Source organism: Acinetobacter sp. LCT-H3 (genome assembly GCF_001866125.1).
Classification (GTDB): Bacteria; Pseudomonadota; Gammaproteobacteria; order Pseudomonadales; family Moraxellaceae; genus Acinetobacter; species Acinetobacter schindleri.
In genome coordinates this window covers 42,445-60,088 of sequence record NZ_MODX01000003.1, presented here as the reverse complement: position 1 = coordinate 60,088, position 17,644 = coordinate 42,445, and the positions used below count along the sequence as shown (strand labels likewise).

At 41.6% G+C, this 17,644-nt stretch carries 15 protein-coding genes; 10 read left to right on the top strand and 5 right to left on the bottom strand.

Annotated features, from left to right (window positions below; genetic code table 11):
- Positions 1–19: 19 nt before the first annotated feature.
- A complete protein-coding gene (locus tag BK820_RS02795; RefSeq protein ID WP_071320037.1) occupies positions 20–4,537 on the top strand; it encodes a translocation/assembly module TamB domain-containing protein in 4,518 nt (1,505 codons plus the stop codon).
- A gap of 159 nt (positions 4,538–4,696) precedes the next feature.
- The gene (locus tag BK820_RS15450; protein ID WP_004892982.1) at positions 4,697–4,846 is read left to right on the top strand and encodes a hypothetical protein; all 150 of its coding nucleotides are present in this window, start codon (positions 4,697–4,699) and stop codon (positions 4,844–4,846) included.
- A 125-nt stretch (positions 4,847–4,971) separates the two neighbouring features.
- On the opposite strand, the gene xseB is transcribed toward BK820_RS15450, so the two are convergent.
- Together xseB and xseA are read right to left on the bottom strand one after the other, a co-directional pair.
- Complete coding sequence (gene xseB / locus BK820_RS02790; protein ID WP_071320036.1) at positions 4,972–5,169, bottom strand: exodeoxyribonuclease VII small subunit; 198 nt, start codon at positions 5,167–5,169, stop codon at positions 4,972–4,974.
- Positions 5,162–6,421, bottom strand: coding sequence for an exodeoxyribonuclease VII large subunit (xseA, locus tag BK820_RS02785; RefSeq protein ID WP_071320035.1), 1,260 nt, complete (start codon positions 6,419–6,421; stop codon positions 5,162–5,164). The genes xseB and xseA overlap by 8 nt, the downstream gene beginning before the upstream one ends.
- A gap of 227 nt (positions 6,422–6,648) precedes the next feature.
- Between xseA and BK820_RS02780 the strand changes: the two genes are divergently transcribed.
- The 7 genes from BK820_RS02780 to gltS all read left to right on the top strand — a co-directional run bounded on the left by BK820_RS02780 (position 6,649) and on the right by gltS (position 13,606).
- Positions 6,649–7,077 (top strand): I78 family peptidase inhibitor, encoded by a 429-nt coding sequence (locus BK820_RS02780; RefSeq protein ID WP_071320034.1) that lies wholly within the window; start codon positions 6,649–6,651, stop codon positions 7,075–7,077.
- A 112-nt stretch (positions 7,078–7,189) separates the two neighbouring features.
- A complete protein-coding gene (locus BK820_RS02775) occupies positions 7,190–7,549 on the top strand; it encodes a hypothetical protein (protein WP_004892990.1) in 360 nt (119 codons plus the stop codon).
- Positions 7,550–7,752: 203 nt separating this feature from the next.
- Complete coding sequence (locus BK820_RS02770; protein WP_004815762.1) at positions 7,753–8,022, top strand: hypothetical protein; 270 nt, start codon at positions 7,753–7,755, stop codon at positions 8,020–8,022.
- Positions 8,023–8,316: 294 nt separating this feature from the next.
- Positions 8,317–10,956 carry a bifunctional aconitate hydratase 2/2-methylisocitrate dehydratase gene (locus BK820_RS02765; RefSeq protein ID WP_004892994.1) on the top strand — a complete coding sequence of 880 codons (2,640 nt, stop codon included), beginning with the start codon at positions 8,317–8,319 and terminating at the stop codon, positions 10,954–10,956.
- A 74-nt stretch (positions 10,957–11,030) separates the two neighbouring features.
- Positions 11,031–12,020 carry a PD-(D/E)XK nuclease family protein gene (locus BK820_RS02760; protein ID WP_071320033.1) on the top strand — a complete coding sequence of 330 codons (990 nt, stop codon included), beginning with the start codon at positions 11,031–11,033 and terminating at the stop codon, positions 12,018–12,020.
- Between the two features lie 16 nt (positions 12,021–12,036).
- Positions 12,037–12,258: a hypothetical protein gene (locus BK820_RS02755; protein WP_071320032.1), complete on the top strand. Its 222-nt coding sequence runs from the start codon at positions 12,037–12,039 to the stop codon at positions 12,256–12,258.
- Positions 12,259–12,382: 124 nt separating this feature from the next.
- Entirely contained in the window at positions 12,383–13,606 is a 1,224-nt protein-coding gene (gene gltS / locus BK820_RS02750; RefSeq protein ID WP_071320031.1) for a sodium/glutamate symporter, read from the top strand.
- A 152-nt stretch (positions 13,607–13,758) separates the two neighbouring features.
- Here gltS and BK820_RS02745 read toward each other — a convergent pair whose 3' ends face one another.
- Entirely contained in the window at positions 13,759–14,625 is an 867-nt protein-coding gene (locus BK820_RS02745; RefSeq protein ID WP_071320030.1) for an alpha/beta hydrolase family protein, read from the bottom strand.
- Positions 14,626–14,741: 116 nt separating this feature from the next.
- On the opposite strand from BK820_RS02745, the gene BK820_RS02740 reads away from it, so the two are divergent.
- Positions 14,742–15,200 (top strand): hypothetical protein, encoded by a 459-nt coding sequence (locus tag BK820_RS02740; protein WP_071320029.1) that lies wholly within the window; start codon positions 14,742–14,744, stop codon positions 15,198–15,200.
- A gap of 109 nt (positions 15,201–15,309) precedes the next feature.
- On the opposite strand, the gene BK820_RS02735 is transcribed toward BK820_RS02740, so the two are convergent.
- Positions 15,310–15,525: a hypothetical protein gene (locus tag BK820_RS02735; RefSeq protein ID WP_004893017.1), complete on the bottom strand. Its 216-nt coding sequence runs from the start codon at positions 15,523–15,525 to the stop codon at positions 15,310–15,312.
- A 586-nt stretch (positions 15,526–16,111) separates the two neighbouring features.
- Positions 16,112–17,398, bottom strand: coding sequence for a branched-chain amino acid transport system II carrier protein (brnQ, locus tag BK820_RS02730; protein WP_071320028.1), 1,287 nt, complete (start codon positions 17,396–17,398; stop codon positions 16,112–16,114).
- Positions 17,399–17,644: the final 246 nt, after the last annotated feature.

The window sequence follows — 17,644 nt, the reverse complement described above, 5'->3', positions numbered from 1 at the left end:
TTAGATATTTGGGAAGAACATGGTCGAGAACCAGCAACCACAAGAAGCAGAGCCGGAAAATACGCCTTTACCTAAAAAGCGCCGTATTTTAAGAAGCATCTTACTGTCGGTGCTGTTTTCTATTCTGTTTTTACTCGCGGCACTGGCGATCATGTTCTCGACGGATCGTGGCAGCAAGTTTTTACTGGATCAGGTATTGCAACGTCAGCAGATTATTCATTATGAATATGAAGGCGGTAATCTGTGGCGCGGCATTATTGTGCGCAATGTGCTGGTGACGCTCAAATCGGTTGATGTCAAAATTGACCGTGCCGATGTCATTTTAGGCTGGCGGGCAATTCTTAAACGGGAAATTCATTTAAATAATGCAGATATGCGCAATATGCAGGTCATTAGCAAGAATCCGCCAAGTGATAAGCCGTTTTCTTATAATGATATTCGTTTGCCATTTGTATTGCGGGTCGATCATCTGGATCTGGATCACCTGCTGATTAAAACACATAGCTCTTCAGTTGATTTTTATGATGTGGTGATTAATGAGGGACTCTGGTCTGGAACCAAGCTAACCTTCGAAAATTCGCGCATGAATATGGGCTATCTGTATGTTTATGATGCCACAGGTGATATGGACTTCCATGGTAAATATCCACTGAATGCGACTGGCGTACTGAATATTCCATCATTAAATAATAGCCTGAATATTCGTGATATTCGTATAGCAGCCCGAGGCACCTTAGAAACTATTGAAGCCGGTGTTGCCACCTATACGCCAGACTTGCTGACTGGCTGGGCCGTGATTCATCCGATGAATTCACATGTGCCGATGTTTGGTAAACTTAAATTTGAGCAGTATCACTGGCCAATATTGGAAGATCAGAAACTATTCTCCAAAGATGGTATGGCGGAATTTAATGGCGATATCAAAAAACTGAATATTAATCTCAATACAGACCTGAGCGGCAAGGATATTCCGGAAGGCCAGTACAATGCCATGATGCATACAGATCTGGTCAATCAGCTGAATATTACTGACTTTAATGGACAATTAATGAAAGGTTCAGTCAGTCTGGCAGGTATGGTCAGCTGGCATGATCAGGTGACCTGGGATGTGTCTGGCCGTGTGAATCGTCTTAATCCTAAAGATAAAGTGATTCCACAGGTCGTGCAGGACTTTCTGCCACCAAGTCTGGATGGAAATATCGCTTCTAAAGGGACATTGGAAAAAGGTTTACACCTGACAGCGCTGGTTGATTTCGATCGTTATGAAACCTGGAACATCAAGCTGGATCAGAACGAAGCGAAAAATAAAAAAGCCCAGCCGATGCTGATGAATGTGGCATGGAAGAATATCGACCGTGCAGTGCCTTATGTAGGCTGGTTAAAGAGCGAATCCGGAGATGTAAATCTGGCGCTAACTGAAGGTCAGCAGGACATCTTTGTGGCAACGCAGGTGGCTGCCCATGAGCAGGGTATGCTGCCAACAGGTATGTATCAGGCGAAACTGAATCTGAAGAATAACATTCTCAAAGTGCCAAGCTTTAGCTATGCTGCGCAAAGTGGTGGCCTCACCGGTAACGCCGTAGTAGAACTGCCGGATAAAAAACGCCAGTTAAAATGGAGCGCTGTGCTAAATGCCAAAGATCTGAATACGCAGGCACTGGCAGCAGCATCACCAGTCGATCGCCTCAATGGTCGCGTTACAGCGAGTGGTTATGCCAAGCCAAATCAGCAGATTATCAACTTAAAAGCGATCGATCTGACAGGACGCCTTACTGGTCAAAATGAAACAGTGCGACTGACCGGTAGCAGTACGGCATCATTGTTATTCCATGATGAAAAACGGGGCGGTGGCTTCAAGGGCTATGCAGTAAATTATGATGGCAATTTAAATGCCAGCCAGTTCGCTGCAAGTAAAGGTCTACTCAAATTCAAGGTATCCGGTACACCTGAATTATTGAAAATCAATGAATTCAGGCATGATGGTATTGCCGGCAAGATCAATGCCAGTGGTCTGGTGAATCTAGCGAATGGTTTTGGCTGGGATATCAATGCTTCACTGGTTCGCTTTAAGCCACAATATTTTGCTTCCAGTGTCAAAGGTGAGCTATCGGGAAATGTGAAAACCCGTGGCGTATGGTCAGATGCGTTGAAACGTATTCAGATTGAACGTCTTAATCTTGCCGGAATACTGAATAACAAGCCGGTACGTGGTACAGGTAATCTGTCGATGATTATTGATAACAAACAGAGCGGATTTGTACCACAGCAGTTTGAAGCCAATAATCTGTTCCTGTCTTATGCCAGTAACCAGATTCAGGCAACCGGTAATGCACAGAATCTTCAACTCAAGGTGAATGCGCCAGCGCTCTATGAGTTATATCCAGGACTGCGTGGTCGTGCATATGGTTATATCAATATGCAGGCGCAGCCACGTTTGCGTGCTTCAACCAACCTTGCAGTCGATGATTTTGCCTTTAATAATCTGTTTAGCGTGCAGAAAATCCGGGTACAAGGCCAGTTGCCAACTTCACAAAACACACCAACCTTGCTTACCGCAACCATGGATAACCTGCGTAGTGGTAATCGTCAGATTACCCGCGGTGAAATATCTCTAGCTGGGACACGTGCAGCGCATATCTTAAAAGTTCAGGCAGAAAACAAACTGTCCAAGTTTTATGTACAGTTGGCCGGTGGTTTTAATGCACAAAACAACTGGCTGGGGCAAATTCAAAATGGTGATTTCGATTCTCTGCGTACGCGTCTGGTACAGCGTCAGAATGCCTCTGTGATCTATAACACAGCACAGTCAGATCTGTTTGTCGGTGCGCATTGCTGGATGAGCCAGCAAAGTCAGTTGTGCTTTGACCGGCCAATACGTGTCAACAAGACACGTGGTAGTGTCTCATTCCAGACCCAGAACCTAGACTTGAATGATTTCAGTGCGTTCATGCCTGAAGGGTTGGCAATTACCGGTAAGGTCAATGGCTACGCGCGTGCAACATGGGCGCAAGGTGCGAAACCGAAGATTGATGCGCGACTTGTCACCCGAAATGGTGTGGTGGGGCTAGCCGCTGAAGATCCGCAATATCTGGGTCAGACCCTGAAATATGATGAAGTCGGATTGGTCGCGAAAAGTGTTGCAGATGGCTTGCAAATTCGTCTGGATGTGAAAACACCGGATATCGGAACGGGATATGCCAATGTCATTATTGATCCATATCGTGACAGTAAACCGATGCGTGGTGAAGTCGCTTTTAACGAAGTACAGCTGAAAGTATTCAAGCCATTTATTCAGGATGTGCGTACACTGGAAGGCACCTTGTCTTATGCGGGTAAGATCGGCGGTACACTAACCCAGCCATTATTAAACGGTGAGATTCGCGTAAAAGATGGGGCGATCAGTATGATTTCCCTGCCAGTGAATCTGACCAATGTGCAACTGTATTCATCTGTACGTCAGGATTCTGCGACAATTAATGGTGCATTTAACAGTGGTCGTGGTGTAGGCCGCTTGACTGGTTCGGTGGACTGGAAAAACGATCCACGTGTTCAGTTACGTCTCAAAGGTGAAAATCTGCTGATACGCCAGGCACCACTGATTACAGCTGTCGTCACGCCAGATTTGGCTTTGGACCTTTATCCATTTAACAAGAAACTCAGCCTGAATGGTTCAATAGAAGTTCCACGTGCTTTGATTTCCATGCCGGAAGCGTCTAAACCGGTCGTTAATATTTCTTCAGATGTCCGTGTCGTACAGGAAGGTCAGGATCAGCTGGCAATTCTAAAATCGGCACGTCCATGGGATATTCGTGCTGATGTTGCGGTGTCACTGGGTAATCAGGTGATCTTCCAGGGCTTTGATAGCCGTATTCCATTGATTGGCCGGGTGAACCTGTCTCAACGTGGTCTGGAAACAGCAATGCGTGCCAATGGTGCGATTGGTGTGTCCCAGCGGGTAAAAATCGAAGCGTATGGTCAAAGTCTGGATCTGAACCGTGCCATTGCCCGTTTTAACGGTCCATTGTCTAATCCGACCCTGGATATTGATGCCAATAAATCTGTACAGGGTAGTGTCGTAGGTGTACGTGTTACCGGTACAGCCTCAAGTCCTGCTATTCAGGTGTATAACGATGCCGGCTTGTCTGAACAGGAAGCATTAAATGCCTTGATCACCGGCCGGATCAATGAAGGTAGTTCAGCATTAAGCCAGTCTGAAAGTTTCAGGTCTGATGTTAACAATACCATTGCCGCTGCGGTGATCAGTTTGGGTCTAGGTGGTACCCGCGCATTGACCAACCAGATTGGTCGTACTTTTGGTTTAAGTGGTCTGGCATTGGATGCACAGGGTACAGGCGATGATACCCAGGTATCAGTTACCGGTTATATTACGCCAGACCTGTATATTCGCTATGGTGTAGGTGTCTTTACCCCCGTGAATAAACTGACTTTGCGTTATCAGATGAATCAGCGTCTATATCTGGAAGCGAGTCAGTCTCTCGAACGAGCTATCGACTTGTTCTATAACTGGCGTTTCTAAAAGAAAAAAAAGCCCTTCAAGTGAGGGCTTTTTTTAATTGTGGAGTTGAAGCAACTGTTGTCTTTTTTAAATGATAAAGATGTATAACATTTCTAGCCTTGATGTCGGGTCCCAATCTGTCATATCTATGGGTTAAGTATATTGAGTAAAGGAACACATATGACCAATCTATCAGAGCAATCAGATAAAGATGTTACGCCACATAAAGAATCCAACGATGATAAGGGTAATCAGGCTTCTTATAAGAATGTTAAGCCTGAGAAAAAACCCAATGCAGAGCCTGAAAATCCGCTAAGAGAGCAAAAATAGACTGTTCTCATCTAAAAAAGCCTTCTTTATGAAGGCTTTTTATATTCGAAAAATAGCCTAAGTTATATTTTAAACCTTATTACTTGCGCTAAAAAATAAACATAACAGGAGATAGAACCTAAAGTTTATTCATTAAAAGTGTCATCTAATGCCTGTTGTACCGCATCGACACGTGTCTTACAGGCTTTATAGGCTGCCATGGATTCCTCAACAATCTTCATCAGATTATCAATATCAGGTTCCTGCTGGGCATCCAATAATTCCGCATTCCTTTTTAGAATTTCATAGCCTTCTTTAAAGCTTAAAGTATTGTCATTATTCATGTGGATTTACCTGTGTGATAGTGGCTACAAAAATTCCATCCTGCATTTCGACCTGCACCTCACTTTCAAGTTCATGGACTGAACGCACAGCATGACCTTGTTGACGGACGATGGCATAGCCTTTGGAAAGTACTGTTTTCGGATTCTGGATCAGCGTTTCACGTAACAAGGCTTCAATCTGTTGTTGTGCAATTCGGGTTTGCTGGCGGGCCAAATTGCTGATATTAGATTTCAATTGAGTAACTTCTTTGAAAGCATCCGAGACTTTGGCATTGGCAATACTTTGAATCAATGTCATCAATTGATCATTCTGGTTTTGATAGGCCTGAATCTGCTGCCGGGAACTACGCTGAATAATTTGCAGATTGGTAATGACATCCTGCACACGCTCCACAATGTGATTGCGAATCCCAGCGATGACTTTACTCGGGGTATCATAGGAACGATGTGCAATTTCATCCAGAATGGTCCTGTCTTTTTCATGACCAATACCAACCCAGATTGGCACACTACGCTTACACAGTAGGGCAGCCAGTTCATAATCATTCAGGTAGGCCAGATCATTGACTGCACCACCACCGCGGATAATCACGATTAAATCAGGCGCCGTTGTGTAATCTTCTGCCCACTGTTTCAGCCCTTGTGCCAGGCTTTGGCGAATACTTTGTGGTGCAGTATTTCCCTGAAAAGTCGCCGAGTGATAAACAAACTCGCATACCTGTGCATCCGCTAGTGCATCTGCATCCTTTTTAAAGTCACCTAAACCAGCAGCATTTTCAGGAGCAATCACCAGAATCCGGTTTAGGTCGAATGGTGTTGGTAATTGCCGGTTGCGTTCAATCAAACCTTCTGCCGTGAGTCGTTGTACGATTTCCTGATAACGTCGGGCGATATCACCGAGGGTATAACTGGAATCCATTTCAACAATATTCAGGGAAAAGCCATATTGCGGATCAAAACTGGCTTTGACCTTAATCAGAACATTTAAATCACGACTTAACTCAATCCCGGTTTCCCGTTCAAATGGAGTCACAATTTTCTGTGCAGCAAATTTCCAGATGGTGGCACGGCAACTGGCAATCACCTGATCATTGTCAGGATCTTTTTCTGCCAGTTCCAGATAGTAATGACCTGCCTTGATATTCAGGTTGCGTATCTCTGCCTTGACCCATACCGGTGTATCGAAGGTGAGTTTAATCACCTCCTGCACGGTAGAGAGATATTCCTTGAGCGAGAATTGGGGATCTTGCATAGCCGCAGAAAAGTTTAAAATTCAAGCAAATTTTAGCTTAAACCCGCATATCACTCAAACCAGATTACTAAGTATTCTTGTGGCTTAATTGCAGCAGGGCAATATAAAAGCATCATGATTTATCGCTGAGAGTAGCTTCAACATTGATTTACATACATTTAGATAAACTTTATTGGGTATGACTATGTTAAATTAAGTCGGAATGGGCCTTTAGAAGAAGATCGCCAATGAAAAGAATTATGTATCTGGGCATGTTGATCGCCATATTAACAGGATGTGCAGCACAGCAGCTGGAAGAAACACCGCGTATTGGCATGCCGAATCCTGCCAGTGCTTATTGTGTGGATCAAGGTGGGAAGCTTGATATCCATAATGAAGTGGATGGTCAGGTGGCCTATTGCCATCTGCCAGATGGTAAAGTGGTGGAGGAGTGGGCATTGTATCGTAGCAATCAGGACATCTGCCTGTCTGAAGCAGCACATAGTCTGATCGGTCAGTCTGGTCTGAGTGAAGCGCAAATCAAAGCCAAAACCAAAGCTAAAATTGTGCGTATGATACAACCGGGACAAGCAGTAACTATGGATTTCCGTGAAGACCGTGTTACGGTCACCGTAGATCCAAAAACTGGAAAACTTGTTCAGTCCAGCTGTGGTTAAATCATTTTGACAACAAAGCCCTGTAGAGGGCTTTTTTGTTACAGTCGGACTTGGCAAATTAAATGACAAATGCGCTGTGATCTTTTATATTGCCCTGCGTAAGGAGAAGTTCATGAAAAAGTTATTTGCTTTATCTGTTTTGGTGGCTTTGGCTGGCTGTGCCGAAAAGAAACCACTCACCCCTGAAGAGCAGTGGCAAGGTTATTGTCGTAGTGTGGGCAATGCTGCACGCAGTATCATGTTGGACCGTCAAAATGGCATTGAGAAAGAAAAAGCTGTTGAACATGCCAGCAAGGTTGAAGATGAAACCACCAAAGCATTCGTCATGACCATTATTGATGATGTTTATAAAATGCCATTGGATGAAATCACCAAAGATGTAAAAGAATCGCGTGAAAAAATCCGTGCCGAATATACTGAAAAATGTATTGCGACACCGCATGATGAATTGCCAGATTATAAACCGTTCTAAGGAACGGTTTTTTTATAGCTTTGCCATATTTAAATTATTTTATGCAAAGTTAAAGAAGTTATTTATCTGATACTGATCTCTTATAAAAATAGCCTAAGCCTTTTGTACAATTTGTGACAAATTCTAAATCTAAAATATAGCAATACTTATCTAAATATCGAATAATGAAAATATCTCCAAAATAATTAAAAAGGAGCAGCATTATGAACGTTGTGGGATACTTACATCATGCAGACCTGTTGCTCGAAGATGAACAGGGCATGGCGATCATTGGTGGTGGAAACTACGTGCTGAGCGTTGGTGATAAAGTCAGTTTAAAACGTATTCTTGATCAAAATAAAAAACTCTATCTGGTCGATATTTCCTTTGCCAGTAACAATCATAACGGCACCTACGAAGACCAGTGTGTACTCAAATTTGAAGGCTGTCGTGATGCATTTAACCAATATTTGAGCACAAGCACAGTACACTAAGGTGGAGTATCTTTTTTCTTATAACTCAGGCAACATTCGTGTTGCCTTTTTTATAAGTGAAATTCAGCTAAAAGTGCTCAATTGGAGCTTAATTTATGCAAGAAAACAGATTTTTGATTATCAAATAATCATTATGCACATCATTTATTTACAAAATAATGAGCATCACAAAGAAACACTTTACTTGCATTAACTTTTAACTGGAATTTTAGTAAAATTTGAGAGTCCATATTATTTGTGAAGCTTTATAAAGTAGGAATTCACAGATAATTTTTTAAAAAAGAGGAATAAACCGTGCTAGAAGCTTACCGCCAACACGTTGAAGAACGTGCCGCACTCGGAGTCCCACCGAAGCCACTTGACGATGCTCAAACTGCTGCATTAGTTGAATTATTAAAAAATCCACCAGCGGGTGAAGAAGCATACCTAGTTGACTTGCTTGAAAACCGTGTTCCTGCAGGTGTTGACCAAGCTGCATACGTAAAAGCTGCGTTCTTAGCTGCATTGGCAAAAGGCGAAGCGACTTCTCCACTAGTTTCTAAAGAACGTGCGGTTTACTTACTGGGCACTATGCTTGGTGGTTATAACGTTGCTCCTTTAGTAGAACTTTTAGACGACGCTGCACTAGGTGAACTTGCTGCAGAAGCGTTGAAGAAAACTCTTCTTGTATTTGATGCGTTCCATGACGTTGCCGACAAAGCACGTGCAGGCAATGCAAACGCGAAAGCAGTTCTTCAATCTTGGGCTGACGCTGAATGGTTCACAAACCGTAAAGACGTTCCTGAAGAAATCAAACTGACAGTTTTCAAAGTAACTGGCGAAACGAATACTGATGACCTGTCTCCAGCACAAGACGCATGGAGCCGTCCAGACATTCCATTGCACGCAAATGCAATGTTGAAAAACGTACGTGATGGCATCAACCCAGAAGTTCCTGGTGAAGTTGGTCCATTAAACCAGATCAAAGAACTGATCGCGAAAGGCAACCAGGTTGCTTACGTAGGTGACGTTGTTGGTACAGGTTCTTCTCGTAAGTCTGCTACTAACTCTGTACTTTGGTTCTTCGGTGACGAAATTCCGCACATTCCGAACAAAAAAGAAGGCGGCTACTGCTTAGGTTCTAAAATTGCTCCGATTTTCTTCAACACGATGGAAGATGCTGGTGCATTACCAGTTGAAATCGATGTAGCAAACATGAACATGGGCGATGAAATCACGCTTAAGATCGACAAAGCTGCTGCTAAAGTAACTGCGTTCAAAGACGGTGCTCAAATCGCTGAAGCTGATCTTAAAACTCCAGTACTTCTAGACGAAGTTCGCGCGGGTGGCCGTATCAACCTGATCATTGGTCGTGGTTTGACTACTAAAGCACGTGAAGAATTAGGTCTTCCTGCTTCTACATTGTTCCGTACACCAGTACAACCTGCTGCAACTGGCAAAGGCTTTACGCTTGCTCAGAAGATGGTTGGTCGTGCTTGTGGTCTTCCAGAAGGTCAAGGTGTTGTTCCAGGTACATACTGTGAACCACGTATGACAACTGTTGGTTCTCAAGATACAACTGGTCCGATGACTCGTGACGAACTTAAAGATTTGGCTTGCCTCGGCTTCTCTGCTGACTTGGTAATGCAATCTTTCTGTCACACAGCTGCGTATCCAAAACCAGTTGACGTTCAAATGCAACACACGCTTCCTGATTTCATCATGAACCGTGGTGGTGTTTCTCTACGTCCAGGTGACGGTATTATCCACTCTTGGTTAAACCGTATGCTTCTTCCAGATACAGTAGGTACTGGTGGTGACTCGCATACTCGTTTCCCAATTGGTATTTCATTCCCAGCGGGTTCTGGTCTGGTAGCATTTGCTGCTGCAACTGGCGTTATGCCACTTGACATGCCAGAGTCTGTTCTTGTGAAGTTCAAAGGTAAAATGCAACCTGGTATCACTCTACGTGACCTAGTACATGCGATTCCTTACGTAGCGATCCAAGAAGGTGACCTGACTGTAGAGAAGAAAGGTAAGAAAAACATCTTCTCTGGCCGTATCCTTGAGATCGACCTGACAGAAATGGAAACTGACCTGACTGTTGAGCAGGCATTCGAACTTTCTGATGCTTCTGCTGAACGTTCTGCGGCTGGTTGTGCGATCACGCTTTCTGAAGAGAAAGTTGCTGAATACCTGCGTTCTAACATCACTATGCTGAAGTGGATGATTTCACAAGGCTATGGCGATGCTCGTACTATGGCGCGCCGTGTTGAGAACATGGAAAAATGGTTGGAAAATCCATCACTTCTTAAAGCTGATGCTGATGCTGAATACACTAAAGTGTACGAAATCGACCTTTCTACAATCACAGAACCAGTTCTTTGCTGCCCGAACGACCCAGATGATGCAAAACTGCTTTCTGACGTTCAAGGCGTGAAAATTGATGAAGTATTCATTGGTTCTTGTATGACCAACATCGGTCACTTCCGTGCAGCTGGTAAACTTCTAGACAAAGTTCCTGGCGGTTCTTTATCTACTCGTCTATGGTTGGCTCCTCCAACTCGTATGGATGAACACCAATTGATGGAAGAAGGTTTCTACAATACTTATGGTAAAGCTGGCGCTCGTACAGAAATGCCAGGCTGTTCACTATGTATGGGTAACCAGGCACGTGTAGCGCCGAACACGACTTGTGTATCGACTTCTACTCGTAACTTCCCGAACCGTCTAGGTCAAGGTGCTAACGTTTACCTAGCATCTGCTGAGCTTGCTTCTGTTGCTGCTGTATTGGGTAAATTACCTTCTCCAGAAGAATACCAACAGTACGCTGCTCAAATCGACAGCATGTCTGCTGACATCTACCAATACTTGAACTTCGACAAGATGAGCGAGTATACAGATGCTGCTAAAGACATCGATACTAAGAAAATTGCTGCTGCTCAATTAGCTTAATTCTTTGTTAATTAAGTAATAAGCGGTATAAGATAAGGGCTGAGTAATCAGCCCTTATTTTTTTGAGTATAAAAATGCATAAACCGAATATATTTACATATGCAACAAAAGAATTATCACAAGATGCTTTTATTTTTTGGCTATTAGATCATGCAAATCCTAAATATAATAATATTAATCAGGATTTAAAAAATTGTGCTTTAAACTTAATATCAGAATTTTTTAAATTAGAAAATAAGGAAATGCCAAAGAATATTGAAAAATTTAGTCTTTCAAAACAATATCAAAATATAGATATCTTATTAAAATTAAATAATTATTCTATTGTCATTGAAGATAAAACTGCAACAAAATCTCATGGAGATCAACTAACCAGATATAGAAATATTATTTCTTCAGAGGTGGGTGAAGAAAACGTTTTAGCAATATTTTTTAAAACGCATGACCAGTCAAATTATAAAAAAGAAATAGCAGATGGATTTAAGATTTTTTCTAGAGATAGATTAATTTCTGTATTAGACAATTATACGTCTATACCAAGTGATATTTTTAATGATTTCAAAGATTATATATATTCTATAGAAAATGAAGTTAATGCATATGTTCATAAAGAAGAATGGAATCATAAAAATTGGGTAGGATTTTTTAAGTATTTGCAAAAAGAATTAAATCGTGGTGATTGGGGATATGTCCCTAATCAAAATGGTGGGTTCATGGGGTATTGGTGGGCTTTTCAAAAAAATGAGAGCTGTTGGCAATACCTTCAAATTCAAGAAGATAAACTTGTTTTGAAAATAAATGCTTTGAAACCTGAAAATTACACAAAATTTAGAAATTATTGTTATAAATATTATATAGAAAAGGCTAAGCAAGAGAACTTAAGTTTTAAAAAACCAGCACGTTTTGGTAACGGCGAAACAATGACAATTCTTACGGCTGAATACTTGACTAAAGATAAGGCCTCAAAATTAATTGATATCGAAAAAACTATTCAAAATTTAAAGTCATATACAGATTTTATTGAAAAATATGCTTTAAAAGAGAATGATTTTACATCTTTATAATTTTAATTAATAAACTATGCCCAAACAATCCCGATTCCTCTGTATTGGTGGGTTCCTCAATGGAACCCAAGTCAAAGACCAAGGCGACAGTTTTATCTGTATCGAAAATGGTAAACACGTGACTTATTATAAAAAGGAAATCTTCCATCAAGACGCTTGGGATCATGATTATTATGTCTGTGAAAGTATCACAGACCAGCAAGCGCGCAACTGGATCTATGATATTCCATTGTATTAATTGCACCTGTTCGGGCTCTAAATTAAACAATTACTAGAAACAGTAACTTGCATAACATTTCTAAAATTGATTTTTCATACTATTTTCCTAAAACTGTATGAAAATAAAGCCAATAGGGAATGTTATGAATTATGAGATCGATGCCTTTGGCACCTTGGTGATTGCGGTATTTTTTCTTTTTATTGGGCGGTATCTTGTTAGTAAAATTGGCTTCTTTAGAAACTATAACTTACCTGAACCTGTAATCGGCGGTCTAATCGCAGCGATTACAGCTTTTATTCTCTATAAATTTTTTAATATCAGTGCCACATTTGACTCAGAAATTCAAACCATTCTAATGCTGATGTTCTTTACCTCTGTTGGTTTAAGTGCAGACTTTACCAAGCTCAAAGAAGGTGGGAAATCACTGCTGATCTTTCTGGTCTGTGTCATTCTATTTGTAGTTGTACAAAATGCGGTTGGCATGAGCTTAGCCACAGCACTTGGGCTTGATCCATTGATTGATTTGATTGTTGGTTCTGTTACTTTAACAGGGGGTCATGGTACTGCCGGTGCTTGGGGTGAAGTGCTTGAAACTCAATATGGAATCCAAGGGGCAATTGTTCTTGGTATGGCCAGTGCTACTTTTGGTTTGATTATTGGTGGGCTTATGGGTGGTCCGGTTGCCAAATTCCTGATTAAACGCAATCAATTGGCAGAGACAGTAGCACAAGAGACCAATGAACAACAACTCGATACTAGTATCAACACCGCACCCTTCGAATATCCAAAGAAAACCCGGTTGATTACAGCCAGTAATGCAGTGTCGACTTTGGGAATGTTTGCACTATGTATTTTTGTTGCGAATGAAATGACAGAGATTAGTCAGGGAAGATGGTTCGAACTGCCGACCTTTGTCTGGGCTTTAGGGACAGGGGTGATTGTACGTAACTTCCTCGAGCATGTACTGAAAGTCGATATTTTCGACCGTGCCATTGATGTATTTGGGAATGCGTCATTGTCCTTGTATTTATCTATGGCTTTACTTTCACTGCAACTCTGGTTGCTGGCCGATTTGGCAGGCCCGCTCATTACCATTTTGTTTGCGCAGACAGCGGTACTAATTTTATTTACCGCAATTGTGACCTTTAGAATCATGGGAAAAAATTACGATGCAGCCGTATTGGTAGCAGGGCATTGTGGTTTTGGTATGGGAGCAACCCCGACTGCGATTGCCAATATTCAGGCGGTCACCAATAGCTATGGTCCATCACATAAAGCCTTTTTAATCGTACCGCTGTGTGGTGCATTTTTTATTGATATTGTGAATGCTGTGGTGATTCAGAGTATCATTGCATTTTTCGGTTAAATTTTAATACGACTTCAAAATCATATAGACATTAAAAAGCCCCATGGTTAGGGGCTAGTCGTATGCACATCTGAGGCACATACTGTAAGAGGCTCATCTCATACTGAGCGTATTAAAGCACATTAACCTATCAATAGCCATTTAAATCATCTTTAGGCAGATAACTGTTGCTCAATCACTGGCCATAAGTTTTGATGAGATTTCTTGAACATCAGCATGTGGCCAATCCCTTTATGACCATATTCTTGGGGTTTTAGCTCAATCATTTCTGTGGCTGCTTTTGGATATAAGCGCAGCAAGTCTTTGACATTCGCTTGAGTGGCGATTTCATCATCCGAAGCCCACATTGATGTGATCGGGCAGGTGATCTGAGCATGATAGTCATGTGCTGGTGCGATCTTTTTACCAATCGCATTAATTATATAACCTGGTTTACTACAAAATTCTGCCCATTCACGCGCCACATCTTTTGGCAGGTTTTCACCCATACCAATCGCTTGAGTTGGACCATAGCCTTTGGTGATACGTGCCAATGGGAAAATGATATTGAACATCACTGGTGCTAGTAATTTGGTGCGACCCTTTAAACCTTTAACATGACCCGTCGATCCAGCAATTGCTACGACTTTTTCCACTTTGGCATAGTTTGGGACAATACCCAGCAGCTGTCCACCAGCACTATGCCCAAGTAAGATAACCTTTGCTGCCTGAGTCTTAGCTAATAGCGCATCAATTGCAGCCGGAATGTCCAGTTGTCCCCATTGCACAATACTGGCTTTAGATTTTTTTAAAGGACCATTTAAGGACTGACCAATACCGCGAAAGTCAAAACACAATACATCATAACCTTGTGCCTGCAGCCACACATTAAAACTGTGATAGAACTGTGCTGTAATTCCGGTCGCCGGGCAGATTAATATAGGTAAAGCTTTTCGGCTAGCTGCATTGGTGGCGTAAAAACGTGCTGTCAATGGATAGCCATCCTTGCACTTAATGGTCAATGTTTCAAATTCGGACATGCGCTACACTATATTTTTGGGATCATTATCAAGAATTAATCTACACCAGTTCCGGGTAGGAGCGGTTTTAAAACATGACTAAAAAGTCAAAATAATGAACATAATGGAATTAGGATATGCAGCTAATCGAGCTTAGTCTGGCAGTTAAACTGGCAATTTTATTTAGTGGAATTTTCTTATGGGTAGGGATGTTGACAGGAGTGTGGAAATATCTGCAGATCCGCAATTCAGCCCAGTCACGGGCACATTATTATGTCGATATTGCCCATCGTAGCAGCTTGCTGTATGCACCAGCAGCACTAATTCTTGCGGTATTGGCTTATTATTCTCAATTTTCAGAGACTATAAATCTGATCTGTGTAGTATTGAATCTGGCTTTTTTCAGCTTCTCAATTGGGGCTTATATTCTGCATGGCATCCTAAAAGACACCACCAACCAATTCAAAAAACCGCATCAATTGGGCAAGGTTCAGTTACCGGGCATATTAATGACTTTGGCGATGATAGGGTTAATTGTGGCAGAGCTGGGTGGAACAGGAATTTTACTTTGGGGCGCAGCACACGGGCTGTTTTAGATTATTTTTATTCTGATTGGAAGGAGAAATACTTGAATTGGACTTTTCTTTTTCTTCTACCACATGGATGAGTGGCGAATTCATCCATGTGGTTCAACATCAAGGTTGATTAGCGATATTTCTGGTCAATGACCACCCATAGGTAAAATGCAGCCGAGACGATCAGCGCATACGCTAAATACTCTGGCTTTAAATTGCCTTGAATTACGCAGTGAACGATTAAAGTCAACATCAGCGCAAAGGTGGTGCTTAGAAACACCACAAGGTTAGAATTGGCTTTAAGAGCGTCAATGAAGACTTGCTTTTTGAAATGTACTGATAACATCTCCATCCCTCCTATTTTTAGTGTTATTGATGTCCAAAACTGAGTGGATTGATCAGAATTGAACATACAGTTGTACTTCGAATACCAGAACTTTTCAATAGCTCCGGATGACTGTTCTGGTGAAATACAGCAACTTTAGTCGTAGAGCTATAAAAATTGTCAAAGTACAGTAATTTACCTGAACCATTTAAATGCTTAAATTAGGGTTTAAGGCAGTGCTGGGTGATAAAATTTAAATGGTACAAGCAGGAAAATGCAAATTTTACGCCACAATATGTAGTTTGGTCGGCAGAGAATTTAAGCACATGTATGCGGGATGCTGAAGAATTATAAAATTTGTTAGAATATTGATATAAGTAAATGAAATTGAATAATTTTGGAAATGATTCGGTTAGTTTAGCTAAACGAATGGTTAAATTGTGTATCAGCTAAATTTTTATCTACTTTTAACTGAGCGCTTGCTTAGCGATAATCATGCAGTGAATTGAACCAATAAATGTCCGTTTGGGTAAAACCTGACAATTATTGATCACGCTTAAATCGTATTCTGGGTAAAAAGACGATTTATTGACACTGCGCAGAAAGATTAGTTTCTGATACGGTCAATCAAAGCTGAAATCACGAGAACAATCAGGGCAGGGATAAGCCATGCCATGTTTTGCTCAGAAAGCGGCAAATTCTGAAGTGCAGCAGGTAAATCAAAACCGGCAACTTTAAGACCATCAAATATACCGAAAATAAATGCAACCAGTGTGGTGGGTGCAACAACTTGAGCAGGCTTTTTAAAGAAATGTCCACAGAAGCTCAGCAGGATCACTGCAATTGCAGGCGGATAAATCGCGCTCAGTACAGGCACAGAAACGGCAATCAGTTTGGTCAAGCCAAGGTTTGAAATCACCAGCGAGAAGCCAACCAGAACAAATACAAAGGCTTTGTACGGTAAACGGGTAATCGATGAGAAATATTCAGCACATGCACAGGTCAGCCCGATCGCAGTTACCATGCAGGCAACAAAGATCATGATTGCAAGGAAATAGGCACCCATATCACCAAAGGCATGTTGTACATAAGCATGCAGAATAATCGCACCATTGGCAGCATTTGGGGCAACTTCATGACTACCCAGACCCAATTTAAACAAGCTGAGGTAAACCAAGGTTAGGCCGATCCCGGAAATAATGGCAGCATTTACCGCATATTTGGTAATCAGCTTACGGTCAGTGACCCCACGAGAAGTAATTGCACGCACAATCACGATACCAAAGACCAAGGCACCCAAAGTATCCATGGTCAGATAACCATTGACGATGCCCTCAGTGACCGGGCTAGAAACATAATTACCAATCGCAGCAGGTGGGTTACTGGCAGGAATAAGAACTGCGGCCACACCTAAAATGACCAATGCGATAATTTTCAATGGAGACAGGAAGTAACCCACAGTATCCAGAATTTTATTTGGGTACAGCGAAACCAGTGTCACTACTGCAAAATAGATCACACTATAGATCAGCAGATTACTTGGCTCATTGCCAAAATAAGAGGAGAAACCAATTTCATAGGAAACGGTTGCAGTACGTGGTGTTGCGAATAAAGGTCCAACAGTGAGATAACAAACTACGGTCAGTAAAAGACTTGCTGCTTTACCTAAAGGTGAACTTAAGATCTGGATTGAACCTTCAACACGAGACAATGCCACGATGGTGATAACAGGCAGGCCAACTGCAGTAACCAGGAAACCTAGAGCAGCTAACCATACATGCTCACCGGCTTGTTGAGCCACAATCGGTGGAAAGATAATGTTGCCGGCACCGATGAACAGTGCAAAGGTCATAAAACCTAAGGCAACAATATCCCGAGTACGGAGACTTGTCATAGAGGGAGAATAAACGCAAAAAAGAAAGCGATTTTAAAGGAAATATGCTGATTTTTGGAGCACCTTTTGGCTTGAGCTTCGATGAATTTCTTTGAGTGATTTTCTGTTTAACTGATGGGTAGAAGTTTGGTTAAAATAAATTTATGAATTCAATCAAATAAATTTATAAATTATAAAAATCATCATAAATTATCAATATTTCTAAAAAATCCTGAATAGTTTTATTTGTTTAATCTATAAACAATA

Bases quoted from the DNA above. Each gene is read 5' to 3' on its own strand.
- BK820_RS02795 (WP_071320037.1), top strand. From the start codon at position 20: ATGGTCGAGAACCAGCAACCACAAGAAGCAGAGCCGGAAAATACGCCT.
- BK820_RS15450 (WP_004892982.1), top strand. From the start codon at position 4,697: ATGACCAATCTATCAGAGCAATCAGATAAAGATGTTACGCCACATAAA.
- xseB (WP_071320036.1), bottom strand. From the start codon at position 5,169: ATGAATAATGACAATACTTTAAGCTTTAAAGAAGGCTATGAAATTCTA.
- xseA (WP_071320035.1), bottom strand. From the start codon at position 6,421: ATGCAAGATCCCCAATTCTCGCTCAAGGAATATCTCTCTACCGTGCAG.
- BK820_RS02780 (WP_071320034.1), top strand. From the start codon at position 6,649: ATGAAAAGAATTATGTATCTGGGCATGTTGATCGCCATATTAACAGGA.
- BK820_RS02775 (WP_004892990.1), top strand. From the start codon at position 7,190: ATGAAAAAGTTATTTGCTTTATCTGTTTTGGTGGCTTTGGCTGGCTGT.
- BK820_RS02770 (WP_004815762.1), top strand. From the start codon at position 7,753: ATGAACGTTGTGGGATACTTACATCATGCAGACCTGTTGCTCGAAGAT.
- BK820_RS02760 (WP_071320033.1), top strand. From the start codon at position 11,031: ATGCATAAACCGAATATATTTACATATGCAACAAAAGAATTATCACAA.
- BK820_RS02755 (WP_071320032.1), top strand. From the start codon at position 12,037: ATGCCCAAACAATCCCGATTCCTCTGTATTGGTGGGTTCCTCAATGGA.
- gltS (WP_071320031.1), top strand. From the start codon at position 12,383: ATGAATTATGAGATCGATGCCTTTGGCACCTTGGTGATTGCGGTATTT.
- BK820_RS02745 (WP_071320030.1), bottom strand. From the start codon at position 14,625: ATGTCCGAATTTGAAACATTGACCATTAAGTGCAAGGATGGCTATCCA.
- BK820_RS02740 (WP_071320029.1), top strand. From the start codon at position 14,742: ATGCAGCTAATCGAGCTTAGTCTGGCAGTTAAACTGGCAATTTTATTT.
- BK820_RS02735 (WP_004893017.1), bottom strand. From the start codon at position 15,525: ATGTTATCAGTACATTTCAAAAAGCAAGTCTTCATTGACGCTCTTAAA.
- brnQ (WP_071320028.1), bottom strand. From the start codon at position 17,398: ATGACAAGTCTCCGTACTCGGGATATTGTTGCCTTAGGTTTTATGACC.